The organism is Phaeospirillum tilakii (assembly GCF_042683125.1).
Taxonomy (GTDB): Bacteria; Pseudomonadota; Alphaproteobacteria; order Rhodospirillales; family Magnetospirillaceae; genus Phaeospirillum; species Phaeospirillum tilakii.
Genome location: NZ_JBHUIY010000011.1, coordinates 1 through 23734, shown reverse-complemented (window position 1 = coordinate 23734; position 23734 = coordinate 1). Strand labels below are relative to the sequence as shown.

The following is a 23734-nucleotide window of genomic DNA, read 5'->3' as shown; positions in this document are numbered from 1 at the left end:
TCAGCCGACCTCCTGCTGCTTCAGCAACATCGACCGCACCGCCTCCGCAATGCCAAGCCCGCTGCCGCCGGGCCGTTCGACGGTCATCTTGGCATATTCGTCGAACAGCATGGAGCGGAACATCTTCTCCCCCTCGCCGCCGCCGAACATGCCGTCGGTCTGCACCCCCTCATACATGAACTGATAGAGCTGGGAGAGGAACTGGGCCTCGAACGCCTTGGCGGTGCGGGTCAGCTTGTCGTCGCCCTCGCCCCCGACCGCGTTGGCGGCGTGGCTCGGGCTGTTGTAGGCGGCGGTGGACTGGCCGATCGTCGTGCTCATCACATCGTCTCCAGGGTGGCCTGCAACGCGCCGGCCGCCTTGACCGCCTGCAGGATGCTGATCAGGTCGCGCGGGCCGATGCCGAGGCTGTTGAGCCCTTCCACCAGTTCCTGGAGGGTGACCCGGTTGGGCACCACCGCCAGCTTCTTGCCGCCGCCGTCATCGACCTCGATGTCGGAGCGGGGCACCACCGTGGTGGTGCCGCCCTCGGAGAAGGGCGAGGGTTGCGACACCTGGGGCGTCTCGCTGATGCGGATGGTCAGCTGGCCCTGGGCGATCGCCACCGTGCTGATGCGGACATTCTCGCCCATCACGATGGTGCCGGAATTCTCGTCGATCACCACCCGGGCGATCTGATCGGGCTCGACCCGCAATTGCTCGACGTCGGTCAGCAGATCGACCACGCTCTGGCGGGCATTGGGCGGCACCATCATCTGCACCGTGCCGGGATCGATCGGGCGGGCCAGTTCGTTGCCGAGATAGGAATTGATCGCCTGGGCGACCCGCCGGGCGGTGGTGAAATCGGGGTTGCGCAGGCTGATCTTGACCGAATCGAGGTGGTTCATCTCGAACGGCAGCTCGCGCTCGACGATCGCCCCGCTGGCGATGCGGCCGGCGGTGGGCACCCCCTTGGTGACCGAACTGCCCGAGGCGCCCGAGGCGGTGAAGCCGCCGGTGGCGACCTGCCCCTGGCCGACGGCATAGACCTCGCCGTCGGCGCCGATCAGCGGGGTGACCAGCAGGGTGCCACCGCGCAGATCCTTGGCGTCGCCCATCGCCGAGACGCTGACGTCGATCCGGCTGCCCTGGCGGGCGAACGGCGGCAGGGTGGCGGTCACCATCACCGCGGCGACGTCCTTGGGATCGATGTTGCCCATCGAGCCGGTCTTGTCGCGGATGTTGACGCCGAGCCGCTCCAGCATGCCGGCCAGGCTTTCCTTGGTGTAGGGAATGTTGGTCAGCTTGTCGCCGGTGTTGTTGAGCCCGACCACCAGCCCGTAGCCGATCAGCATGTTCTCGCGCACGCCCTCGAAATCGGCGATGTCCTTGATGCGCGACGAGCCGGCCGTGGCGGGACCGGCCCAGACGGCGGCCAGCAGTCCGATCAGCAGGGCGACCAGCGGCAGGACGGGCGACGGGGCGGCGGAGGCAACGGGGACAGGCGGCATGGCGGATCATCCCTCGGATGAGCGGGCTTAAAGTCTGCGCCGGGACCAATGCGAAGATCGTGCCAACCCCGGCCGGCGGGAATGGCCGGCCCCGGGCGGCGGCGGCGGCGGCGACCGGGCAAGTTCGCCCGCCCACCCGGCAAATCCTGCCGCCCTCCCCCGCCGCCGTCCCGCACGCGCCCCCGCGCGGTGATTTCGCCTCCCAACCGCGAATGTGCTAGGCTGGGCGATGGCGGCCCCGAGCGGGCCGCGCTGGATGTGACCCCCAACCTCGCGAGGGACCCGTGAAGATCTCCGGAATTGGCGCGGGCGGCGCCGTGGCCGGTGCCCCCCGCCGCACCGACAAGACCGCCAAGGGCGACGGCTTCCGCCGCACCCTGGCCGAATCCCTTGAGGCCGGCGAGGAGCCGGTGGCGGTGGAGGCGCCGGTCGGCCTCACCGCGGTCGATGCCCTGCTGATGGTCCAGCAGGATGGCGGCGCCACCGGGCGCGAAGCCCGCCGCCGGCTGGTCCGGCGCGGCCAGGACCTGATCGAGGGGCTGGAGGACCTCCGCCACGGGCTGCTGCTGGGCGAAATTCCCGCCGCCCGTGTCGCCGCCCTGGCCCAGACCCTGCGCACCCGCCGCGAGTCGTGCGACGATCCGCGCCTCGGCACGATCCTTGACGAAATCGAGCTGAGAGTGGCGGTGGAGCTGGCCAAACTTTCGCCCCGGGCCTGAGTCGGACGGCCGAATCCTTGCCCCTCGACGGTTTGCCCCGACAAATTCCCTGACCCCAATGTGAAGAGCGTGCTTGCGACAGGGGAGTTCGGTCCATATATTCCGCAACGATTTGGGACCGACCGCGACTTCGAGGGTTCGCATGACCGTCACGCTGCCGCCGGATTATCGTCCGACCGAGGACGAGCCCTTCATGAACGAGACCATGAAGGAGTATTTCCGACTCAAACTTTTGCGGTGGCGGGCAGAGCTGTTGCGCGACTCCGACGAAACCCTGCAACACCTTCAGGAAGGTGGCCTGCAGGAGCCGGACATCGCCGACCGCGCTTCTGCCGAAGCCGACCGCGCGCTCGAACTGCGCACCCGCGACCGCGAGCGCAAGCTGATCGCCAAGATCGACGCCGCCCTTCAGCGGGTCGAGGATGGCAGTTACGGCCTGTGCGAGGAGACCGGCGAGCCGATCGGCATCCGCCGGCTCGAGGCCCGGCCGATCGCCACCCTGTCGATCGAGGCGCAGGAGCGCCACGAACGGCTGGAACGCACCCACCGCGAAGACTGAGCCGGCCGCCCTCCCCTTTTTTCGAACCGGGGAGGGGCCGTCGCCGACCGGCGGGCCGGGCTCAGCCCGGCGCGGCCTCGGCCGCCGCCCCGCCGCCGGCCGCCGCCTCGATCAGGCCGCGCTCGACCTCGGTCAGGGTGTGGCAGGCCATCAGCGCATCATAATAGCGTTCGACCAGGATCAGCTCGCCGACATCGGTGACCGCGCCGGCCAGCATCGGCCATGCCGCCACCGCCTCGCGGGCGATCTGGTGGTAGAGCGTGAACAGCTTCGGCTTGTCGTCGGTCAGATAGAGGCTCTGGGTGACGAAATAAAGCCGCCGGATCGGGGTGGTGGCGTCGCGTTCGCGCATGATGCGCTTTTCCCGCAGCACGTTCTCGCTGCCGCTGACGATCAGGATACAGCGGCCGGCGCCGCCGTTCTGTACCTTGGCCTTGCCGATCAGGATGGATTCGCCCTGGGCCAGATTGATCTTGAGCGACATCGGTTCCTCTGAGACTTGCGGATGACGGCGCCGCCGAGGGCGCCCCCGCCGACGTTATAAGTCTTTGCCCGGATCGAAAAGCCAGAAAATCCCGCAGGTCCCGGGCCGGCGCCCGCCCGCCCCGCCGCCCCCGGTTCCCCCCGATGCGATCATCGCGCGTGTCGCCCGATTGCCGGGTCCCCCTTCTCGGGACTCGACGAAACCGCCCGGACGGGCTATCTGTTTGGTATGAAGAGCTGCCTTGCCATCCGTCATGTCGCCTTCGAGGACCTCGGCGCCTTCGAGCCGGTGCTGCGGAACGCGGGCTATCAGGTGGTCTATCGCGACGCCGGCTGGGACGATCTGGCGCGGATCGACCCGCTGACCCCCGACCTGATGGTGGTGCTGGGCGGCCCGATCGGCGCCTATGACGGCGCGCTCTATCCCTTCCTCGAGGACGAATTGCGGCTGATCGGCGCCCGGCTGGCCGCCGGCACCCCGCTGCTCGGCCTCTGCCTCGGCGCCCAGTTGATGGCGCGGGCGCTGGGGGCGCGGGTCGCGCCCAACCCGGCCGGCAAGGAGATCGGCTGGGCCCCGCTCGGCCTGACCGCCGCCGGCCAGGCCTCGCCGCTGGGCGAACTGGGCGACCTGCCGGTGCTGCACTGGCACGGCGACGTGTTCGACCTGCCGGCCGGCTGCCTGCCGCTGGCCTCGACCGGCCCGACGCCCAACCAGGCCTTCCGCCACGGCCGCGCCCTGGCCCTTCAGTTCCACCCCGAGGTCACCGCCCGGGGCTTTGAACGCTGGCTGATCGGCCATGCCGCCGAAATCGGCGCGGCCGGCCTGTCGGTTCCGGCGCTGCGCGCCGCCACCGCCACCCATGCCGCCCGGCTCGAGCCGCACGGCGCCCGCCTGCTGGCCCGCTTCCTCGACGGAGACTGACCCCCAAGCTCCGGCGCGCCGGCTCGGCCGGCGGGAAGGCCACACCCCCGGGGAGATCACAGAAAGGGATCCAAGCCGTGGACCATCAACTCGACGAGGAAGACGTCCGGCGCCTGCTCTCCCATCCCGATGGCGAGACCCGGGCGGAAATCGCCGCCAAGATCGCCTCGCAGCATGCCGGTCTCAGTCCCGACCAGCGCCGCATCGCCGAAGACATCTTCCGCATGATGGTGCATGACGCCGAGGTGCGGGTGCGCGAGGCGCTGGTGCGCCAGTTGAAGGACAATCCCGCCGTCCCCCACGACGTCGCGATGGCGCTCGCCAACGACGTCGAGGACGTCTCGCTGCCGATGCTGCAATTCTCCGAGGCGCTGACCGACGAGGATCTGGTCGAGATCGTCCGCAGCCAGGGGCCGGAAAAACAGAGCGCGGTCGCCGCCCGGTCCAGCGTCTCGGCCAGCGTCGCCGACGCCCTGATCGACAGCGGCAACGAGCATGCGGTCGCCACCCTGGTCGCCAATGACGGCGCCGAGCTGAGCGAGGGCTCGCTCGACCGGGTGGTCGAACGCTATGGCGAGGCCGAAAGCGTCGGCCGCTCGCTGATCGAGCGCAAGGCGCTGCCGGTGTCGGTGGCGGAACGGCTGATGACCCGGGTGTCGGAGCATCTGCGCAGCAGCCTGCTGTCGCGGCGCGACCTGTCGCCCGAGGCGGTGGCGGTGGTGATGATCCAGGCGCGCGAACTGGCGGTGCTCGGCCTGTCCGGCTCCGAGGCCGAGGCGGCGCCGCTGGTCGATCACCTCTACCGGGTCGGCCGCCTCACCCCCTCGATCATCCTGCGGGCGATCTGCATGGGCGACATGCCGTTCTTCGAGGGGGCGCTGGCCAAGCTGGCGCGGATCAGGATCGAAAACGGCCGCACCCTGATCCACGACGCCGGCAAGCGCGGCTTCGAGGCGCTGTTCGAGAAGGCCGGGCTGCCGCGCGCCTTCTTCGCCGCGATGCGGGCGGCGGTCGATGTTTCGACCGAAATGGAATATGACGGCGGCCCCCATGATCGGGAACGCTTCTCCCGTCGTATGATCGAGCGTATCCTTACGCAGTATGGCGACCTTGGCGTCGAGTTCGAGAACGACGATCTCGAATATCTGCTCGCCAAGCTCAACCGCCTGCCCGGGTCGATCGCCGGAGCGTGAAGCCGGCCCCGGGATCTGAAGGAGAGGAATAGGACGTCCGGATGAGTGCCGCGCCTGTCAAGCCCCCCGCCAACGCCGCCGCCGATCGCGACGCCCGCAACCGGCGCGAGATCGTCACCACCATCAAGGGACCGGTCCTGGCCCGGGTGCTGGAGCTGATCCCCGACCTGCGCGCGTTCCCCGACCCCTATGTCGCGGTGATGGCCAGCCCCGAGCTGCTGCACGCCTGTCTGCAACTGGTGCGGACCCGGCGCGACTGTTTCCAGGAATTCCTGGTCGATCCCGCCGGCGCCCCGGTCAGCGCCGACGATGTGCCGCTGCGCTGCGAGCGCAGCCTCGATCAGGTGATCAGCATGGTGGTGCGTTCGGGCGCCAAGGCCTATTCCCAGAAGCGGTTCGCCCCGGCGCCCGACAAGGCCCCGGTCACCCCGGCGGTCAAGCCCGAGAGCCGCACCCTGCTCGAAAAGGTCGCCGCCCTGGTGCTCGGCAAATGGAGCGAGGCCGAGGTGCCGAAGCGGCAGGCCACCCAGGCCGACCAGTTCTACGAATCGATCAAGGATTTCCTCGATTACGACTGGCAGGTGCCGCTGATCCCCTATTTCGCCGAGCTGCCGCCCCGGCTGATCCGCGAACTCGGCCGTGGCGTCACCTCGCTGCGCACCGCCGAAGGGATCCTCGCCTTGGCCGACATCGGCCGCCACAGCATGGAGCAGGCCAAGAAGATCCTGTCGAGCGCCGAAATGCGCGAGATGCTCGACACCCAGCCGCTGGCGGCCAAGGGCGTCGCCTTCCTCGGCCCGGAGCGCTACGAATTCCTGCGCGACGCGGTCTATGGGAAGATGGGCGAGAATTTCTGGGAAATGTGCGTCGATTGCGACCGGCTCGAGGCGATGGAGACCCAGAACGCCAAGGATCTGGAGCAGATGGCTTCCCACCTCCATATCCTGTCGGCGGACGCGATCAACCAGATCATCCGCTGCCTGCAATTCGCCCAGATCCCGATCTTCCTCGAAACCGGCAGCGCCGCGCTGGGCGAGGCGAAATTCGCCGAGATCTTCGGCCTGCCCGGCAACAAGAAGCTGACCAAGATCTTCTGCGAGAAGATCGCGGCGACCCGGCTCGATCCCGCCGATCCCGACGGCGATCTGCGCCGCAAGCTGCCCGACGTGTTCCAGGCCTATCTGCGCGCGCCGGATGCCTTCGAACGCGGGCTGTAATCCCGCCGGCGGGCGGGCCGCCCGGCCCCGGGGCCGGGCGGCGCCCGCCGCGCAGGCGGTCAGGGGGCCAGTTCGGCCAGCAATTCGGCCCGGGCCTGGGCCTCGCACTGCCCCATCCGCTCGCGCAGTTCCCCCTCGCTCAGCTTGACGCCGCGATTGGCCAGATCGCAGGACAGCCGGGGCAGGATTTCCGCCTCGGGATAATCGATCTCGGCCTCGACCACGCTGCGGGCATAGGCCTCGGCCGCCGCCCCGGTCAGCCCCATCCGCTCGGCCGCCCACAGCCCGAACAGCCGGCCGCGCCGCATGCGGATCTTGAACAACTGGTCCTGGTCGAGGCGGTATTTGGCCTCGAACCCTTTTTCACGCTCGTCGAAAGTGGTCATGGCGGCTGGGCGCTCCCTCGCATCGGATTGGCGGGCGGCGGAGGCAACCGCCGCCCGCCGTGTTATAATCGGCTTCCGCCTTGCCCCGAAACGGATTTTTCACGCCGATGTGCACCCTGGTCCTGCTCCGCCGTCCCGGCAGCCCCTGGCCGCTGCTGCTGGCCGCCAACCGCGACGAGATGAGCGGCCGGCCCTGGCGCGGCCCCGGCCGCTGGTGGGACGACCGGCCCGAACTGGTCGCCGGCCTGGATCTGCTCGCCGGCGGCTCCTGGCTCGGCCTCAACGATTTCGGGGTGGTGGCGGCGGTGCTCAACCGCCAGGGCAGCCTGGGGCCGGATCCGCGCAAACGCTCGCGCGGCGAACTGGTGCTGGAGGCGCTCGACCATGCCGACGCCGCCGAGGCGGCCCGGGCGCTGTCGGGATTGTCCGCCGCCGCCTACCGGCCGTTCAATCTGCTGGTCGCCGACAACCGCGACGCCTGCTGGCTCAGCAATGACGGGCGGTGGATCAGCCTCCGCCCGGTGCCGACCGGGCTGCACATGCTGACCGCGCTCGATCTCGACGATCCCGCCAGCCCGCGCGTCGCCACCCATCTCGGCCGTTTCCGCGCCGCCCAGCCGCCCGATCCGGGGCGGGATGAGTGGGGCGACTGGCCGGCGCTGCTGGCGGCGGGGGATGGCGACACTCAGGCCGGGCGGGAGGAGGCGGCGATGTGTTTCTCCCGCCTCGACGGGTTCGGCACGGTGTCGAGCGCGCTGATCGCCCTGCCCGCTCCCGGCGCCGAGGCGCGGCCGCGCTGGCGGTTCGCGCCGGGGCCACCGGATCGGACCGCGTTTCAGGAAGTCGCGCTGTAAGCCGAAAGGCGCTGCGAACCCGGTCAGGGCGCGGTGACGGCGCGCAGCCGCAGCGCCACCAGCAGTTCCAGCCCCAGCAGGGCCAGCAGGAACAGCGCGATCGCGGTCCAGCCGCCGGCGGTCCAGAACCAGCCGGCCGTGGAGCCGACCACGCTGGAGCCGACGTAATAGGCCAGCAGGTAGAGCGAGGCGGCGTGGCCCTTGGTCCCCACCGCCACCCGGCCGACCCAGCCCGAGGCGATGGCGTGGGTCAGGAAGAAGCCGAGGGTGAACAGGATCAGGCCGGCCAGCATCGGCACCAGGCCGCCGGGCAGGGTCAGGGCGACTCCCAAACCGGTCGCCACCGCCGCCCCCGGCAGCACCAGCCGGCGGCCGAACCGGTCGATCAGCGCCCCCGCCGCCCACGAACTGGCGATGCCGAACACGTAGACGACGAAGATCATCCCCAGCGTGCCCTGGCTGAATTCGTAGGGCGGAGCGGTCAGGCGGAAGCCGATATAATTGAACAGGGCGACGAAGGTGCCCATCGCCAGGAACCCCGTCGCGAACAGCAGCCGCAGCGCCGGGCTGGCGAGATGGCGGCCCCAGGCGGCAAGGTGGAAATGCGGATCGAAGCCGCGCCGGGGGGTGAAATTGCGCGACGGCGGCAGCAGCAGCAGGAAGCCGATCGCGGCAACCAGCCCGGCAAGGCCGATGCCGCCCACCGCCACCCGCCAGGAAAACGCCTCGACCAGATGACCGGTGATGACGCGGCCGAGCATGCCGCCCAGCGCGGTGCCGCCGATATAGAGGCCCATCGCCCGGCCGAGGCCGCGCGGCTCGATCTCCTCGGCCAGATAGGCCATCGCCACCGCCGGCACTCCGCCCAGCGCCAGCCCCTCCAGCGCCCGCAGCACCAGCAGCAGCGACCAGCTCGGCGCCAGCGCGGCGGCGAGGTTGAGCGTCGCCGCCCCGATCAGCGAGCCGAACATCAGCCCGCGCCGGCCGAATCCCTCGGACAGGGCCGCCGCGCACAAAATCGCCACCGCCAGCAGGCTGGTGGTCAGCGACAGAGCAAGAGAGGAATGGGCCGGGCTGACCCCGAACTCGGCCACCAGCTCGGGCAGCAGCGGCTGGACGCAGTACAGCAGCGAAAAGGTGGCGAAGCCGGCCAGAAACAGCGCCAGATTGGCGCGGCGGTAGGCCGGGCTGCCGGGGGCGATGCCGCCACCCGGCGGCGGCGGCGGCGCGGAAGACGGGCCGGAGGATTCGGTCATGACGGGAAATCCGGTTGGTTCCCATCATCGATAGTCCCCAGCCCGGCTTTTTCCAAGCCGAACCGCCCGGACGGCAGGGTTGGCGAAATCGCATGCCCGCGCGCCCCGGCGCGGCGGACAGGGTGATGTGGGCTCCGCCCACCCCCGCCAAGGGCCGCAAGGCCCTTGGAACCCATTGGGGGTCGGGCGCGGAACGGCCTGTCAGCTTGGGCGCGGGCGTATGCCGCGCGAAGGGTCTTCCCCCGATAACAGCCTGTGCCCCAGAAGCGAGGCATAACCGGCGTGGGGAGAGGGGTCAGCGCCGGCCGATCTCGTGATCCCAGATCGTTTCCGGCATCTCGAATTCGGCCATCGCCGCCAGCAGCGCCGCCGGGTCGGCCTCGATGGCGACCATCGCGCGATGGCGGGCGCGCATGAAGCCCTCGGCGGCGACATGGTCGAGAAACAGCATCAGGTCGCGGTAATAATGCTCGACGTCGAGGAAGCCGAGCGGCTTGCTGTGCAGGCCGAGCTGGCCCCAGCCCCAGATCTCGAACAATTCGTCGAGGGTGCCGATCCCGCCCGGCAGGGCGATGAAACCGTCGGCCAGTTCGACCATCGTCGCCTTGCGCTCGTGCATCGAGCCGACCACCCGCAGCTCGGTCAGGCCCTGGTGGGCGACCTCGCGCCGGACCATCCCCTCGGGGATCACCCCGGTGACCCGGCCGCCGGCGGCCAGCACCGCGTCGGCCACCTCGCCCATCAGGCCGACGCAGCCGCCGCCATAGACCAGCTCCAGCCCGTTTTCGGCCAGCATCCGGCCCAGCCGCCGCGTCGCCTCGGCATAGGCCGGACGGGTGCCGAAGCTGGAGCCGCAGAACACGCAGACCCGCCGCATCGCCCTCACCCTTCCTTGAGAATCCGGTCGAACGCCGCCACCGCCGCCGCCGCGCCGGCGGGATGGTTCCACACCCCGCCCGACACGGCGAGGAAATCGGCCCCGGCCTCGACCAGCGGGCGGCAATTATCGACGGTGATGCCGCCGATCGCGACGCAGGGCACCACGAACAGGTCGCTCCACCAGCGCAGCAGCTCGGGCTCGGCCCGGGTCGGCGCCTGCTTGGTGTCGGTGGGGAAGAAGGCGCCGAAAGCGACGTAATCGGCGCCGGCCTCGCCCGCCTCCATCGCCAGATGGCGGGAATCGTGACAGGTGACGCCGACGATCCCCTCCGGCCCGACCGCGGCGCGGGCCTCGGCGTAGGAGGCGTCGTCCTGGCCGACATGGACCCCGTCACAGCCGGTCTCGAAGGCGAGGTCGGGACGGTCGTTGAGCAGCACCGCCACCCCGCGCCGCTGCGCCGGGGGCCGCAGCACGTCGATCAGCCGGGCCAGGGCGTCGTCGTCGAGCCCCTTGACCCGGATTTGCAGGCAGGCGACGTCGCCGGCATCGAGTGCTTCCTCCAGGGTGCGGACCCAGGCGAAGGGCTGAGCGATTTCAGGCGGGGTGATCAGATAAAGCCGGGAAGCGGAAATGGCGCACCTCGCGCGGAAGGGGGGACGGAACGATCCTCCGGTTGAAGCATGGATCGCCCCCCGCTGGCAACCCGAGCGCCGGAAACGCTGCCCCGAAAAGATCACAGTTCGTCCCTGATCTTGCCATCGCCCGGCGGGATCTTATTCCTCGCCAACCCGCCGAGCCGGCGGAGGCAAAACCAGAAACAAGGACCTGACACCATGATCGCCAGTCGTCTTCTCGCCGCCGCCTTCCTCGCCGCCTCGCTGGCCCCGGTGGCGGCGCTGGCTCAGACCACCAGCGACAACCAGACCCCCGCCGCGACCCAGGCCAAGCCGGAGCACGCGAAGCCGGAACACGCCAAGCCCGAACATGCCAAGCCGGCCCACGCCAAGCGCGACCATGCCGGCGCGATGGAGACCCCGGCCGGCGAAGCGGCCAAAACGACCCCGGCCGGCGAAGCGGCCAAGACCACGCCCGCCGGCGAAGCGGCCAAGACCGCTCCGGCCACCCCGGCCGCGCCGCCCAGCACGCCCGCCAAGTGAGCCGGATGGGGGGAGGGGCGCCCCTCCCCCCTCGCTTCCCGTTGAAAAAACGCGGCGGTCCGGAGGCGCGCAGCCTCCGGGCGGGGCCGGGGCGGCAGCCCGGCGAGAGGCGGGTCAGCGCGCCAGCACCTCGCCGCCGAGCCCCGGCGCCAGCGCGACCAACGCCGCCAGCGCCGCCCCATCCGCCACGACCCGCACCCGCCCACAGCCGGCCTTCAGCGCCGCCAGGGCCAGCCCCGGCGCCTCGCCGCAATCGAGCACGGCGGTGATGTCGAGTTCGGGCGCCTCGGCGCGGGCCAGGGCGACCAGTTCGCGCCACCAGCCGATCCCCTGCCAGCCGGCCGCCCCGGGCGGACTTTCCAGCACCAGAGACTTCCCCGCCGCCCGAGCGGCCACCACCGCCCGCCGCACCGCGTCGGCCGAATCGACCTCGACCCGCAGCGCCGTTCCCGTCACCGCTCGGCCCACGGCATCTCGCGCTGACGCAGCCGGCGCCAGCCGCGCGCCGCCTCGGCCAGCAACTCGGCCTCGTCGGCACGGTGCCACGCCGCGACCCGGGCGGCGGCCGCGACCGCCCCCGGATCGGGCAGCGCGGCGAGGCGCGGCAACGCCACCGCCAGATCGTTGAGCCGCCCCAGCGCGTCCTGCAACGCGGCCAGATCCTCGATGAACCCGGCCACCGCCTTGCGCGGCAGCAGGGCGGCGAAGAACTCGGCGGCGTAACGGGCCTGCTTGGCGCGGATGCGGACCTCGTGCCGTTCGGGCGGGGTCAGCGCCAGCAGATCCTCGCCGCCCTGGCGCAGCAGCCGGCGGGTGATCTTGGCCAGACGGTGGCGGGCGAAGGGCGGGATCGGCGCGGCGAGGCGCGCGGTCCGCTGGGCGCGCCACTCGCCGGATTCGATCCAGGCGCCGAGATCGAGCACCAGCGCGGCGAAGCGGCGGTCGCGCACCGCCGCCACCGCGATGTCGAGCCGGCTGGCGAGGTCGCGCCCGGCGGCGGCGTCGAGCGCGGCGAGGCCGTCATCGTCGGGCCGGGCCGCCCGCACCGGGGCGAGGATCTCGGCCCGCAGCACCTCGGCGTCGCGGGCCGGGCCGAGCCGTTCCAGCAGCCAGCGCAGCTCGGCGCCGATCTCGGCCAGACGCGGCCCCTCGACCACCGGGCGGAACAGCCGGATCGCCGAGCGCAGCCGCCTGAGCGCCACCCGCATCTGATGGATCGCCTCGCCGTCGCCGGTGGCGAGCAGGCAATGCTCGTTGACCAGCAGATGGTCGAGGCAGGATCGCGCGATCGTCTGAAACGCCTCGCCCACGCCGAGGCGCGGCTCAAGCGCCGGCACCCGGGCCTTGACCGGGCGCAGACCGTCCCCACTGGCCAAGCGCACCCCCCGTTCCGATTTGCTGAGCGACAGCGGCCGCACCGGCACGGCGGCCAGCATCTGGCGGGCCAGATCGAACAGCCGGTGCGGCTCGCCCCGCACCAGTTCGAACTCGACCTCGCAGATCGGCTCCGACCGCTCGCCCGCCACCACCCGGCCGTGATCGAGCGCCGCCTCGACCTCCCAGGCCTCGCCGTCTGGCTCCGCCCCGCCGCCGAGGCGGTAGGTGGTGCGGTGGATCTCGGTCGAGAACATCGGCCGCAGCCGCGCCAGCAGCGCCGGATCGGCGAACAGGGCGAGGCCGGTGGCGCGCAGATGGTCGCGATCGAGTGCGGGCTCGGCGCCGGGCAGGGCCGTCTCCCATTCCGGCCGGTCGAACAGCCCGGCCCCGCCGGCGCCGGGGGCCTTGACCGTCTGCACCAGCCCGTCGCCGGTCGAGCGCACCCGCAGCGCCACCCCGGCGCGGGCCAGGGCGAAATCCGGCGTGTCGAAATAAACCGAGGCAAGGCTGCGGCGGACCGGCGGGGCCTGCGCCGGCAGGGCGAGCGGGGGATGGGACGACAGGCGGGCCATGTCGTCGGGCGCCAGGCCCAGTTTCAACTCGATCTCGCGGCCGTCACGCATCGTTTCGTCCCGATGGTTGCAGTCTTTCATACCAGCCGCCGGCCGCCGCGCCAAGAACCGAGGGCGCGGGGCTCCCCCGCACCAATGGCCGATGGCCACCACGCCCGCCCCGCGCGGGCCGCGTCAACGATTTGTTCAGAGGGTGCTGGCTATGCTGACCCCGGCGTGGGCGAGCGGGCGGAGTCCGTCCCGCGTCAGGCGCGACCGGACCAGCGGCAGGCCCGACCCCGGCCGGAGGCCCACACCCGTTGACACGAGGGCGATACCGATGACAACCCGACGCTTCGCTCCGGTGCTGCTGGCGGCGATCGCCGTCGCCGTTCTGCCCGGCTGCGGCATGCTGGTCGATCCCACCCCGTCGACCCGCAGTTCGTTCCGCCAGTTGATCGATGGCGGCAATTATTCCGATCACGCCCTCAACGCCCTGACCGCCGGCCAGCTCGCCGAGGCCGAACGCAACGCTCTGGCCGCGCTGCGGGTCGATCCGCGCGATCCCTATGCCCTCTACGTCGCCGGGATGGTCTATCAGGCCACCGGCCGCTACGACCTCGCCCGTCAGTATTATCAGGCGCTGATCGCCAACCAGCCGCAGATCACCATCGTGATCCAGTCGCAGGGCCAGCCCCAGGTCCGCAGCCTGATCGACCTCGCCCAGTCGAACCTGACCCTGATCGACCGCCAGACCGGCCGCTATGTCCCCCGCACCGCCGCCCAGTCGGGCCGGGTGATCGAACCGCCGCTGGCCGGCGAGCCCCAGCCGCCCTACCCCGGCGCGCTCCCCGGCGGCCTGCCCCCGGCCGGGCCGATCTCGGCCCAGCCGCTCGGCGCCGCCGGCATCGCCCCCGCCGCGCTGACCGACCCCGCCGGCCCCAACGCCGCCGAGACCGCCGTCTCCGCCCGCTTCCGCCTGCTCAAGCGCCTGCTCGACGAGGGGCTGATCACCGCCGACGAATACGGCCGCCGCCGCGCCGCCAATGTCGGCGCGCTGATGCCCTATGCCGCCACCAATCCGCCGGCGCGCGGCCTCGACCGCCCGCCGCCGGGCGAGGCCGAGGTGATCGCCCGGCTGAAATCGCTGTCCGACCAGCTCGAGGCCAAGGCGCTGACCCCGGCCGAACAGGCGGCGGAGCGCGGCGTGATCCTCGATGCCCTGCTGCCGGCCCAGCCGCGCGAACTTGAAATGCCCCCGGCCCCGCTCCACAACGTGATGGAGGCGGCCGGCGCGGTCGGCCGGGCCGAACGGCTGCGCGGCGCCGGTCTGCTCCAGCCCAACGAGGCGGCGGCCGAACGCGCCGCGATCGAACGCCAGCTCGACGGCGGCAGCGGCTATGCCGCCGCCCCCGCCCCCACCCGCCACGCCAGCGCCCGTCACACCAAATCCAAGGGCAAGGCCAAGGCCGCCGGCAACAGCGGCAGCCCGGCGCTGATCCTCGCCACCGCCCCCAGCGAGGACGAGGCCCGCGCCACCTGGGAGAAGATCAAGGCCAAGTATCCCGAGGAACTGGGAGCGATGAACGCCACGGTCCGCCAGGTCGGCGGCGGCGCCAAGGCCCCGCGCTGGCGGGTGGTCGCCGGCCCGGTCGAAACCAACGCCGAGGCCCGCCGGCTGTGCAAGGCGCTCAAGCTCTATCGCCAGTCCTGCTCGGTCGGCATCCTCTGACCCGGACCGCGTCCCGCCACTCGCCACTTCCCTTCCGCCGCCGCCCGCGCTAATCAGTGCGGCTCGATCCGATAAGCAGAAGGGGCGTTCGGGAATGACGCGCACGTTGTTCGGCACCGATGGAGTGCGGGGAACCGCCAATGCCGAGCCGATGACGGCCGAAATGGCGCTGCGGCTGGGCATGGCCGCCGGCAGCCATTTCACCCGCGGCGACCATCGCCATACCGTGGTGATCGGCAAGGACACCCGGCTGTCGGGCTACCTGCTCGAACCGGCGCTGACCGCCGGCTTCGTCTCGGTCGGCATGGACGTGGTGCTGGTCGGGCCGCTGCCGACCCCGGCGGTGGCGATGCTGACCCGCTCGCTGCGCGCCGATCTCGGCGTGGTGATCTCCGCCTCGCACAATCCCTACCAGGACAACGGCATCAAGCTGTTCGGCCCCGACGGCTACAAGCTGTCCGACGAGACCGAGCGGACGATCGAGGCCACCATGGCCAACGGCATCGAATCGCTCCGCGTCGGCCCCGACCGGCTCGGCCGCGCCCGCCGGCTGGAGGATGCCGGCGGCCGCTACATCGAATATGCCAAGAGCACATTCCCGCGCGGGCTGCGGCTCGACGGGCTCAAGATCGTGGTCGATTGCGCCAACGGCGCCGCCTACAAGGTCGCCCCCCGCGTGCTGTGGGAACTCGGCGCCGAGGTGGTGCCGATGGCCGTCACCCCCGACGGCTTCAACATCAACAAGGAATGCGGCTCGCTCCACACCGACGCGCTGGGCGAGCAGGTGGTGACCCACGGCGCCGACCTCGGCATCGCGCTGGACGGCGACGCCGACCGTCTCGTCCTGTGCGACGAAACCGGCCGCCAGATCGACGGCGATCAGGTGATGGCCCTGATCGGCGACCTGTGGCAACGCTCCGGCCAGTTGCGCGGCGGCGGCGTGGTCGCCACCGTGATGTCCAACCTCGGCCTCGAACGCTTCCTCGCCGCGCGCGGCCTGACCCTGGTCCGCACCCAGGTCGGCGACCGCTACGTGCTCGAACGGATGCTGGCCGACGGCTACAATGTCGGCGGCGAACAATCCGGCCACATGATCCTGGCCGACCATTCCACCACCGGCGACGGACTGGTCGCGGCGCTCCAGGTGCTGGCGGCGCTGATCCAGTCGGGCAAGCAGGCCAGCGAGGTGCTGCGCCAGTTCGAGCCGCTGCCCCAGTTGCTGCGCAACGTCCGGGTCGAGGGCCGCTCCGCCGCCGAGATCCTCGCCGCCCCCACCGTCAAGGGCGCCATCGCCGCCGGCGAAGCCCGCCTCGCCGGCCAGGGCCGACTCCTCATCCGCAAGTCCGGCACCGAACCGCTGATCCGCGTCATGGCCGAGGGCGAGGACGAAAAGGTGATCGATACCGTCACCGCCAGCATCATCGACGCCATCCGCTCCGCCGCGGCGTAAGGGGGGCGGAAAGAAAAGGGTCGTGGGCTCTGCCCACACCCGCCAGGAGCCAGCGGCTCCTGGACCTGCGTCAATGGTCGAATGCGGCCAATGCCGGTCAGCTTGGGCGCCCGCGATTCGGGGGCGGCCGTTGCAGGGAATCATTGGCAGATTCGGGACGGTAGAGGTGGCCTTGCCCGCCAAGTCTTGAAAGGGCCGGGAGGGGAAGGACGGCTGCGGAGTCCAGATCGGGAACATCGGACGATGCAGACGAGTGCGGCTTCGGCGAGAAGAATTAACGCACAATCTTTACGCGTTGTTTATTTGGCGATCAAGCGTGACGACTGGCCAACATGAAAGTTAGTCGTTGTTGCCGCCGGCATAGGTGGTTATAAATGCGTCAGACGCAATGCCTGCCTTCGCGGCCAACTTAACCAAAATTTGAGCTTCCACCAGAGAGCCAACTCCGTTGCCCATTACTATAGACCAATTCTTGTTTGGGTGACGAGGCGTGTAGGCCTGAAAATCAAATCCTAAGTCGCTGTGCTGCGTCTTAAGTTGCTTCAGCAATGCAAGAGCCTGTGCTTCGCTGGAAGCCGAGCCAACAATAACCCAATAGGTTTTTTTTGGAATTATAACTCCAAGACCTTCCAAAAACTGCTCTGTCTGCGTGCTTGTTTCGAATTTCTTTATATCCTTATCGTTGCTTTGAGCATAAGCCTCGCTAATTATCCCGATGTAACTCTGTAATCTGTGAACAGAACCAGCGGGATCCTGTTTGGGCTGCACATGGGCAGCGTTAACGGTTCCCATGAGAAGTGCAGGTGCGGCTAGCCCCAAATTAAACAGCTTCTTTCGATCACGCTCTGAATCATATATCCACCCAATTAGCGCGCCAGAGCAAAAAAGTATTAATAATCTCACAATGTAACCAAGAGATTTCAATGGCGTAACATCCAAAAAAACTGTCTCAAAATCTACATAGTATAGATTTATCAAGGCAGGAATTGCCGCTGATGCACCGCATAATAAAATTCTTTCTTTTGTATTTATTTTGTCAGTGTCAGACATTGGGTAGTCCCCTGAAATATTATCCACCTTTTGGCAGAGATTGTCAAATAATATCAGACAATCAACTAGGTGTCGATTCCACCGTCTGACTTCTCATGGCCCATCAAAGAAGGCCCGGTGGAACCGAGGAAAGTCCGCTATCGGGAACCGACCATGCCCCACGGAACGGCCGCCTTGGGCGCAAAGCGGCCATCTCTCCGCCCCCTCTCGGCTACTTCATCGCCTGCACCAACCGCTCCAGCCCATCGAGAAAGCGCGAGCGGTCGAGTTTGGCATAGGCACGCGGCCCGCCGCCTTCGATCTGGCCGCTGTCGCGCAGATGGGTCATCAGGTCGCGCATTGCCGAAGCCATGCCGATCGAATCCGGGTCGAAGATCTTGCCGCGATGGTCGATCCCCCGCCCGCCTTTCTCCAGGCAGCGCACCGCCAGCGGCACGTCGGCGGTGACCACGAGATCGCCGGCCTCGAACCGCTCGACGATGCGGTCGTCGGCCTGATTGAGCCCGTCCGGCACCACCTCCTGCGTCACCAGCGGCGAATCGATCCCCCGCATCCAGCGATTGCCGATCAGCACCACCGCCAGACCATGCCGGGTGGCGACCCGGATCACCTCTTCCTTGACCGGACAGGCATCGGCATCGACAAAAATCCGCATCCGTCATCTCTCTCTAAAAACCAACGGGTTCCAAGGGCCTGACGGCCCTTGGCGGGCGTGGGCGGAGCCCACATCCTGTCTATTTCCGGCCACGTCGCCCCTTGCGCGGCGGCGGTGGCGCGGCGGGAGCCCCCGCCCCCACCGACATCTCCAGCTCGGCGGCATCGAGCCGGCGCAGTTCGTCGCGCAGACGGGCCGCCTCCTCGAATTCGAGGTCGGCGGCGGCGGCCTTCATCCGCTTTTCGAGATCGGCGCGGATCTGGGCCAGCGACTTGCCCACCGCGTGGCCGACCGCGCCCGGCCCGGTCGATACCGTGACGTAATCCTGCTCCGGCACCGAGCCGATCACGTCGCCGATCGCCTTGCGCACGCTTTCCGGGGTGATGCCGTGGGCGGCGTTGTAGGCCTGCTGCTTCTCGCGGCGGCGGTTGGTCTCGCCGATGGCGTAATCGAGGCTGGCGGTCATCTTGTCGGCATAGAGGATCACCCGCCCTTCGAGATTGCGGGCGGCGCGGCCGATGGTCTGGATCAGCGAGGTCTTCGAGCGCAGGAACCCTTCCTTGTCGGCGTCGAGGATCGCCACCAGGGCGCATTCGGGAATGTCGAGCCCCTCGCGCAGCAGGTTGATCCCGACCAGCACGTCGAACGCGCCGAGGCGCAGGTCGCGGATGATCTCGATCCGCTCCAGCGTGTCGATGTCGGAATGGAGGTAGCGCGCCCGCACCCCGATCTCGTGCAGATACTCGGTCAGGTCCTCGGCCATCTTCTTGGTCAGGGTGGTGACCAGGACGCGGAAGCCCTTGGCGGCGACGGCGCGGCATTCGCCCAGCAGGTCATCGACCTGCCCCTCGACCGGGCGGATCAGACAGACCGGGTCGATCAGGCCGGTGGGACGGATCACCTGCTCGACGAAGGCGCCGCCGGTACGCTCCAGTTCCCACGGGCCGGGGGTGGCGGAGACGAACAGGGTCTGCGGCCGCATCTCGTCCCATTCCTCGAACTTCAGCGGCCGGTTGTCGGCGCAGGACGGCAGGCGGAAGCCGAATTCCGACAGGGTGCTCTTGCGCTGGAAGTCGCCGCGGAACATCCCGCCGATCTGCGGCACGGTGACATGGCTTTCGTCGATGATCAGCAGGGCGTCGGGGGGAAGGTATTCGAACAGGGTCGGCGGCGGCTCGCCCGGCTGGCGCCCGGTCAGGTAGCGGGAATAATTCTCGATGCTCTTGCAATGGCCGGTGGTCTCGATCATCTCGAGATCGAAGCGGGTGCGCTGCTCGATCCGCTGCGCCTCCAAAAGCTTGCCCTCGGCGGTGAACCGCTCGACCGTTTCCCGCAATTCCTGGCGGATCCCCTTGACCGCCTGGGTCAGGGTCGGACGCGGGGTGACGTAGTGGCTGGAGGGATAGACCGTGATCGCGGAGAGGCCGCAGGTGCGCTCGCCGGTCAGCGGGTCGAACTCGGCGATGCTCTCGATCTCGTCGCCCCACAGCGACAGCCGCCACGCCCGGTCCTCGTAATGGACCGGGAAGATCTCGACCGCGTCGCCGCGCACCCGGAAGGTGCCGCGCTCGAACGCGGTGTCGTTGCGGCTGTATTGCAGCTCGACCAGCCGGCGCAGCAGTTCGGATCGCTCGATCCGGGCGCCGACCTCGAGCGGGATGGTCATCCGCGCGTAGGACTCGACCGAACCGATGCCGTAGATGCACGAGACCGAGGCGACCAGCACCACGTCGCGCCGCTCAAGCAGGGAGCGCGTCGCCGCATGGCGCATCCGGTCGATCTGCTCGTTGATCTGGGAATCCTTCTCGATGTAAGTATCGGTGCGCGGGATGTAGGCTTCGGGCTGGTAGTAATCGTAATACGAGACGAAGTACTCGACCGCGTTATTGGGAAAAAATCCCTTCATCTCGGCGTAAAGCTGGGCGGCAAGGGTCTTGTTGGGGGCCAGCACCAGGGCCGGGCGGCGCCGCGCCGCGATCACCTGGGCCATGGTGAAGGTCTTGCCCGAGCCGGTGACGCCGAGCAGCACCTGATCGCGCTCGCCGGCCTCGATCCCGGCGGTCAGCGCGGCGATCGCCGCCGGCTGGTCGCCGGCCGGCTGGTAATCGGACACCAGGGCGAAGGCGGCATCGCCCTGCGGCAGAGGAGGACGTTCGATGATTTCACTGAGCGGGCGGCCCATCGTTGCCTCCGTGCCGACGATTTTACCGAAATTTAAGGCCGCCGGCCGCACACTGACGCCGACGGGAAAGGTGTGGCTCACGGCTCCCATTGTGACCGGCGGGCAAGGGGTCTGACGATGTACGATCGGCTCGATATTTTCAAGGCGACCAAGAACGAGATGGACTGGCTGGCCCAGCGCCAGGAGGTGCTGGCCGCGAACATCGCCAACGCCAACACCCCGCGCTACCTGCCCAAGGACCTCAAGCCGCTGTCGTTCAAGGAACTGGTCACCGGCCCCGACCGCCCGACCGTCACCGCCACCGCCACCAACCCGGCCCACATCGTCCCCGAGACCGGCCCCGATCCGTTCAAGGCGCAGACCCAGCGCAAGACCTACGAATCGACCCCCGACGGCAACGCGGTGATCCTCGAGGAGCAGATGGCCAAGATCGGCGAGGCCGGCACCGCCTACAGCACCGCCACCTCGCTGTTCCAGAAGTACCAGAAGATGCTGATGACCGCCCTGGGCAAGAGTTAACCGGTCATGGATGAACTGACCAAAAGCGGCAAGATCGCCATCTCGGGCATGAAGGTGCAGTCGGAACGGCTGCGGGTGATTTCCGAGAACCTCGCCAACGCCGATTCCACCGCCCAGACCCCCGAGGGGCTGCCCTACCGCCGCAAGGTCGTCTCGTTCAAGAGCGAGCTCGACCGCAACACCGGGCTCAACACCGTCAAGGTCGACAAAGTGCGCACAGATTCCTCAGACTTCCAGCGCCGCTACGACCCCAAGCACCCGGCCGCCGACCGTGAAGGCTACGTGCTGACGCCCAACGTCAACCCGCTGATCGAAATGATGGACATGCGGGAGGCCCAGCGCAGCTATCAGGCCAACATGGACGTGGTCACCACCTCGCGCAACCTGCTGTCGCGCACGGTCGACATGCTGCGCTGAGCCCCGCCCGCTCCGCTTTCGCCGCCCCCCTCGCCAGGACCTTATCGCCATGACCAGTTTCACCAGCGCCATTTCCGCCTACCGCACCGCCGCCGACCCGATGGCCGCGCTCGGGGGCTCGTCCTCCGCGACCTCGCTGCGGGCCGAGGGCGACGACCTCGCCGCCGCGACCGGCACCGACTTTTCCGCCATGCTGAAGGATGCCGCCAAGAGCGCGATCAGCCAGTCGCAGCAGGCCGAGCAGACCTCGCTGGCGGCGGTGGCCGGCAAGACCGATATCCGCGAGGTGGTCTCCGCGGTGGCCAATGCCGAACTGACCCTCAACACCGTGGTCAACATCCGCGACAAGGTGATCAGCGCCTACAAGGAAATCCTGGCCATGTCGATCTGACATGACAGAGGCGGAGCTGATCGACGTCGCCCGCGAGGCGATGATGGTGACCCTCAAGGTCTCGGCGCCCAGCCTGCTGGTCGCCCTGGTGGTGGGTCTGCTGGTGTCGATCTTCCAGACCCTGACCCAGATCCAGGAACAGACCCTGACCTTTGTCCCCAAGATGATGCTGGTGTTCGCATCCCTGGTGCTGTTCCTGCCGTTCATGTTATCGAACCTCAGCGAATTCTGGCACCACACCATGGACCGGGTGATCGTCGGCGGGGGCTGATGGGCAAGCGCCCCGCCCGGGCGGCAAGGGAGGGGGAGGATGGCCAGCATTCCGGTGGCGGCGGGATCCCTGCGATGCTGAGCGAGTTGCTCCAGCTCGACATCTACCGTTTCTTTCTGGTGTTCGCCCGCATCGGCGCGGCGATGATGCTGCTGCCCGGCATCGGCGGTCAGTTGGTCAGCACCCGGATCCGCCTGCTGCTGGCACTGGCGATCGCCGCGCTGATGGTGCCGGCGCTGGCGCCGCTGCTGCCGCCGACCCCGTCCTCGCCGGCCGGGGTGCTGCGGGTGCTGGCCGGCGAGGTGCTGATCGGGCTGTTTCTCGGCAGCGTCACCACCTTCCTGATGTCGATCATCAACGTCACCGGCGCGATCATCGGCTTCATGACCGGGCTGACCAACGCCTTCTCGTTCGACCCGATCGCCGAGCAGCAAAGCTCGCTGCTGACCGGCTTTCTCGCCAACATCGCGATGCTGGCGGTGTTCTCGACCGACCTGCACCACCTGATGTTCCGCGCGGTGATCGAATCCTACACCCTGTTCCAGGCCGGGGCGCCGCCGCCGCTCGGCGATTTCGCGGAAACGCTGTCGCACCTGCTGACCACCGCCTTCCGGTTCGGGCTGCAATTCTCGGCGCCGCTGCTGGTGTTCGGGCTGGTGTTCTATACCGGGCTCGGCCTGCTGTCGCGGCTGGTGCCGCAGATCCAGGTGTTCTTCGTGGCGATGCCGGTGCAGTTGCTGATCGGGCTGGCGATGCTGATGGCGGCGCTGGGGACGATGATCTCGCTGTTCCTGCGCGAGTTCGAGAACACCCTCATTCCCTTCCTGCCGCCGGGGTGACGCGATGGCGGAAGACGCGGAAGACAAGTCGGAACAACCGACAGACCGAAAACTCGACAATGCCCGCAAGGAAGGCCAGGTCGCCAGTTCGACCGAGGTGCGGATCTGGGCCGGGCTGATGGGCACCCTGGTGGTGCTGTCGCTGATGGCCCCCAAGATGGCCGTCCAGCTCGACCATCTGCTGCGGCCGTTCATCGAACGGCCGGCCCAGCTCGACATGAGCCCGGGCGGGCTGGGCCTGATCCTGACCCATCTGGTCCAGCAGGTGCTGGTGGTGCTGACGATGCCGCTGGCGCTGCTGCTGGTGCTCGGCATCGCCTCGGTGGTGGCGCAGAACGGCCTGCTGTTCGTCCCCAAGCGCCTGGCCCCCGACCTCAGCAAGATCGATCCGCTGAAGGGCTTCCAGAAGCTCTTTTCGCTCAACAATCTGGTCGAGTTCCTGAAATCGCTGTTCAAGGTCGGCGCGGTCGGGGTGGTGCTGTTCATCATCCTGCGCGGCCGGATGGACGATTTCGCCGGTCTGGCGGCGTTCGACCTGACCACCATCCTCGATTACCTGCGCCGGCAGGTGCTGGCGATGATGATCATCGCGATGCTGATGGTGACGGTGCTGGCGGCGGCCGACTGGCTGTACCAGCGCTACAGCTTCACCCAGCGGATGAAGATGACCAAGCAGGAGGTCAAGGACGAACACAAGCAGAGCGAAGGCGACCCGATGGTGCGCGGCCGGCTGCGGTCGCTGCGCATGCAGCGGGCGCGGCGGCGGATGATGGCGGCGGTGCCGAAGGCCGACGTGGTGGTGACCAACCCGACCCACTTCGCCGTCGCCCTGCAATACGAGATGGACGCGATGTCGGCGCCCCGGCTGGTGGCCAAGGGCGCCGACCTGATCGCCAAACGCATCCGCGAGCTGGCCGAGGAGAACGACGTGCCGATCGTCGAGAACCCGCCCCTGGCCCGCGCCCTCTATGCCACGGTCGAACTCGACCAGGAAATCCCGCCCGAGCATTACCGCGCGGTGGCCGAGGTGATCAGTTACGTCTTCAAGCTGAAGGGCAAAATTGCGCACTGAGTCTTCCCGCCGGGACAGCCCCGCCGATCCCCCCGCCGGCCGGCTGGCGCGGTGGTGGGCCGCGCTCACCCGCCGCCGCCCGCGCCGCCGCCCCGCCGCCGCCCTGGCGGCG

At 69.0% G+C, this 23734-nt stretch carries 27 protein-coding genes; 15 read left to right on the top strand and 12 right to left on the bottom strand.

Translation table 11 applies throughout. The features are described from left to right. Positions 1-321, bottom strand: a complete 321-nt coding sequence (locus ACFSNB_RS07250; protein ID WP_377315410.1) for a rod-binding protein — start codon at positions 319-321, stop codon at positions 1-3. Next, positions 321-1490, bottom strand: coding sequence for a flagellar basal body P-ring protein FlgI (locus ACFSNB_RS07245; protein WP_377315409.1), 1170 nt, complete (start codon positions 1488-1490; stop codon positions 321-323). Before ACFSNB_RS07245 ends, ACFSNB_RS07250 begins: the two co-directional genes overlap by 1 nt. Positions 1491-1774: 284 nt before the next feature. On the opposite strand from ACFSNB_RS07245, the gene ACFSNB_RS07240 reads away from it, so the two are divergent. Next, positions 1775-2209 (top strand): flagellar assembly protein FliX, encoded by a 435-nt coding sequence (locus ACFSNB_RS07240; RefSeq protein WP_377315408.1) that lies wholly within the window; start codon positions 1775-1777, stop codon positions 2207-2209. 142 nt (positions 2210-2351) lie between these two features. Next, a complete protein-coding gene (gene dksA / locus ACFSNB_RS07235) occupies positions 2352-2768 on the top strand; it encodes an RNA polymerase-binding protein DksA (RefSeq protein WP_377315407.1) in 417 nt (138 codons plus the stop codon). 61 nt (positions 2769-2829) lie between these two features. On the opposite strand, the gene ACFSNB_RS07230 is transcribed toward dksA, so the two are convergent. Beyond that, positions 2830-3252, bottom strand: a complete 423-nt coding sequence (locus tag ACFSNB_RS07230; RefSeq protein WP_377315405.1) for a flagellar biosynthesis repressor FlbT — start codon at positions 3250-3252, stop codon at positions 2830-2832. Positions 3253-3480: 228 nt separating this feature from the next. Between ACFSNB_RS07230 and ACFSNB_RS07225 the strand changes: the two genes are divergently transcribed. From ACFSNB_RS07225 to ACFSNB_RS07215, 3 genes are all read left to right on the top strand, one after another. Further along, a complete protein-coding gene (locus ACFSNB_RS07225) occupies positions 3481-4173 on the top strand; it encodes a glutamine amidotransferase (protein ID WP_377315404.1) in 693 nt (230 codons plus the stop codon). A 77-nt stretch (positions 4174-4250) separates the two neighbouring features. Then, positions 4251-5366: a SpbR family protein gene (gene spbR / locus ACFSNB_RS07220; RefSeq protein WP_377315402.1), complete on the top strand. Its 1116-nt coding sequence runs from the start codon at positions 4251-4253 to the stop codon at positions 5364-5366. 41 nt (positions 5367-5407) lie between these two features. After that, positions 5408-6583 carry a hypothetical protein gene (locus tag ACFSNB_RS07215; protein WP_377315401.1) on the top strand — a complete coding sequence of 392 codons (1176 nt, stop codon included), beginning with the start codon at positions 5408-5410 and terminating at the stop codon, positions 6581-6583. A 59-nt stretch (positions 6584-6642) separates the two neighbouring features. Here the strand turns inward: ACFSNB_RS07215 and ACFSNB_RS07210 are convergent, their stop codons facing one another. After that, complete coding sequence (locus ACFSNB_RS07210) at positions 6643-6969, bottom strand: DUF1476 domain-containing protein (RefSeq protein WP_377315400.1); 327 nt, start codon at positions 6967-6969, stop codon at positions 6643-6645. A gap of 107 nt (positions 6970-7076) precedes the next feature. On the opposite strand from ACFSNB_RS07210, the gene ACFSNB_RS07205 reads away from it, so the two are divergent. Beyond that, complete coding sequence (locus tag ACFSNB_RS07205; protein ID WP_377315398.1) at positions 7077-7823, top strand: NRDE family protein; 747 nt, start codon at positions 7077-7079, stop codon at positions 7821-7823. 23 nt (positions 7824-7846) lie between these two features. Here the strand turns inward: ACFSNB_RS07205 and ACFSNB_RS07200 are convergent, their stop codons facing one another. The 3 genes from ACFSNB_RS07200 to thiE form a co-directional block, all read right to left on the bottom strand. After that, positions 7847-9079, bottom strand: coding sequence for an MFS transporter (locus ACFSNB_RS07200; RefSeq protein WP_377315396.1), 1233 nt, complete (start codon positions 9077-9079; stop codon positions 7847-7849). A 295-nt stretch (positions 9080-9374) separates the two neighbouring features. Continuing rightward, positions 9375-9956: an LOG family protein gene (locus ACFSNB_RS07195; protein WP_377315395.1), complete on the bottom strand. Its 582-nt coding sequence runs from the start codon at positions 9954-9956 to the stop codon at positions 9375-9377. A 5-nt stretch (positions 9957-9961) separates the two neighbouring features. Further along, positions 9962-10591: a thiamine phosphate synthase gene (gene thiE, locus ACFSNB_RS07190; RefSeq protein WP_377315526.1), complete on the bottom strand. Its 630-nt coding sequence runs from the start codon at positions 10589-10591 to the stop codon at positions 9962-9964. A gap of 201 nt (positions 10592-10792) precedes the next feature. Between thiE and ACFSNB_RS07185 the strand changes: the two genes are divergently transcribed. After that, complete coding sequence (locus ACFSNB_RS07185) at positions 10793-11116, top strand: hypothetical protein (protein WP_377315394.1); 324 nt, start codon at positions 10793-10795, stop codon at positions 11114-11116. A gap of 114 nt (positions 11117-11230) precedes the next feature. On the opposite strand, the gene ACFSNB_RS07180 is transcribed toward ACFSNB_RS07185, so the two are convergent. Then, complete coding sequence (locus tag ACFSNB_RS07180) at positions 11231-11584, bottom strand: hypothetical protein (RefSeq protein WP_377315393.1); 354 nt, start codon at positions 11582-11584, stop codon at positions 11231-11233. Then, positions 11569-13116, bottom strand: a complete 1548-nt coding sequence (locus ACFSNB_RS07175; RefSeq protein WP_377315391.1) for a CYTH and CHAD domain-containing protein — start codon at positions 13114-13116, stop codon at positions 11569-11571. Before ACFSNB_RS07175 ends, ACFSNB_RS07180 begins: the two co-directional genes overlap by 16 nt. Before the next feature lie 268 nt (positions 13117-13384). Between ACFSNB_RS07175 and ACFSNB_RS07170 the strand changes: the two genes are divergently transcribed. Then, positions 13385-14776 (top strand): SPOR domain-containing protein, encoded by a 1392-nt coding sequence (locus ACFSNB_RS07170; protein WP_377315390.1) that lies wholly within the window; start codon positions 13385-13387, stop codon positions 14774-14776. A gap of 94 nt (positions 14777-14870) precedes the next feature. Beyond that, a complete protein-coding gene (glmM, locus tag ACFSNB_RS07165) occupies positions 14871-16226 on the top strand; it encodes a phosphoglucosamine mutase (RefSeq protein WP_377315389.1) in 1356 nt (451 codons plus the stop codon). A gap of 339 nt (positions 16227-16565) precedes the next feature. Here glmM and ACFSNB_RS07160 read toward each other — a convergent pair whose 3' ends face one another. The 3 genes from ACFSNB_RS07160 to uvrB all read right to left on the bottom strand — a co-directional run bounded on the left by ACFSNB_RS07160 (position 16566) and on the right by uvrB (position 20113). Beyond that, a complete protein-coding gene (locus ACFSNB_RS07160; protein ID WP_377315387.1) occupies positions 16566-17276 on the bottom strand; it encodes an SPOR domain-containing protein in 711 nt (236 codons plus the stop codon). Between the two features lie 211 nt (positions 17277-17487). After that, the gene (locus tag ACFSNB_RS07155) at positions 17488-17931 is read right to left on the bottom strand and encodes a YaiI/YqxD family protein (protein ID WP_377315386.1); all 444 of its coding nucleotides are present in this window, start codon (positions 17929-17931) and stop codon (positions 17488-17490) included. A gap of 79 nt (positions 17932-18010) precedes the next feature. Then, a complete protein-coding gene (uvrB, locus tag ACFSNB_RS07150; RefSeq protein ID WP_377315385.1) occupies positions 18011-20113 on the bottom strand; it encodes an excinuclease ABC subunit UvrB in 2103 nt (700 codons plus the stop codon). Positions 20114-20230: 117 nt separating this feature from the next. Here uvrB and flgB point away from each other — a divergent pair, with 117 nt between their 5' ends. The 6 genes from flgB to flhB all read left to right on the top strand — a co-directional run bounded on the left by flgB (position 20231) and on the right by flhB (position 23622). Next, positions 20231-20632, top strand: coding sequence for a flagellar basal body rod protein FlgB (flgB, locus tag ACFSNB_RS07145; RefSeq protein WP_377315384.1), 402 nt, complete (start codon positions 20231-20233; stop codon positions 20630-20632). Positions 20633-20638: 6 nt separating this feature from the next. Beyond that, on the top strand, positions 20639-21049 hold the full coding sequence (flgC, locus tag ACFSNB_RS07140) for a flagellar basal body rod protein FlgC (protein WP_377315382.1): 411 nt from the start codon (positions 20639-20641) through the stop codon (positions 21047-21049). 49 nt (positions 21050-21098) lie between these two features. Further along, positions 21099-21440: a flagellar hook-basal body complex protein FliE gene (gene fliE / locus ACFSNB_RS07135; RefSeq protein WP_377315381.1), complete on the top strand. Its 342-nt coding sequence runs from the start codon at positions 21099-21101 to the stop codon at positions 21438-21440. 1 nt (position 21441) lies between these two features. Then, a complete protein-coding gene (gene fliQ, locus ACFSNB_RS07130; protein ID WP_377315379.1) occupies positions 21442-21711 on the top strand; it encodes a flagellar biosynthesis protein FliQ in 270 nt (89 codons plus the stop codon). A gap of 74 nt (positions 21712-21785) precedes the next feature. Further along, a complete protein-coding gene (gene fliR / locus ACFSNB_RS07125) occupies positions 21786-22550 on the top strand; it encodes a flagellar biosynthetic protein FliR (RefSeq protein WP_377315377.1) in 765 nt (254 codons plus the stop codon). A 4-nt stretch (positions 22551-22554) separates the two neighbouring features. Continuing rightward, positions 22555-23622 carry a flagellar biosynthesis protein FlhB gene (flhB, locus tag ACFSNB_RS07120; RefSeq protein WP_377315376.1) on the top strand — a complete coding sequence of 356 codons (1068 nt, stop codon included), beginning with the start codon at positions 22555-22557 and terminating at the stop codon, positions 23620-23622. Positions 23623-23734: the final 112 nt, after the last annotated feature.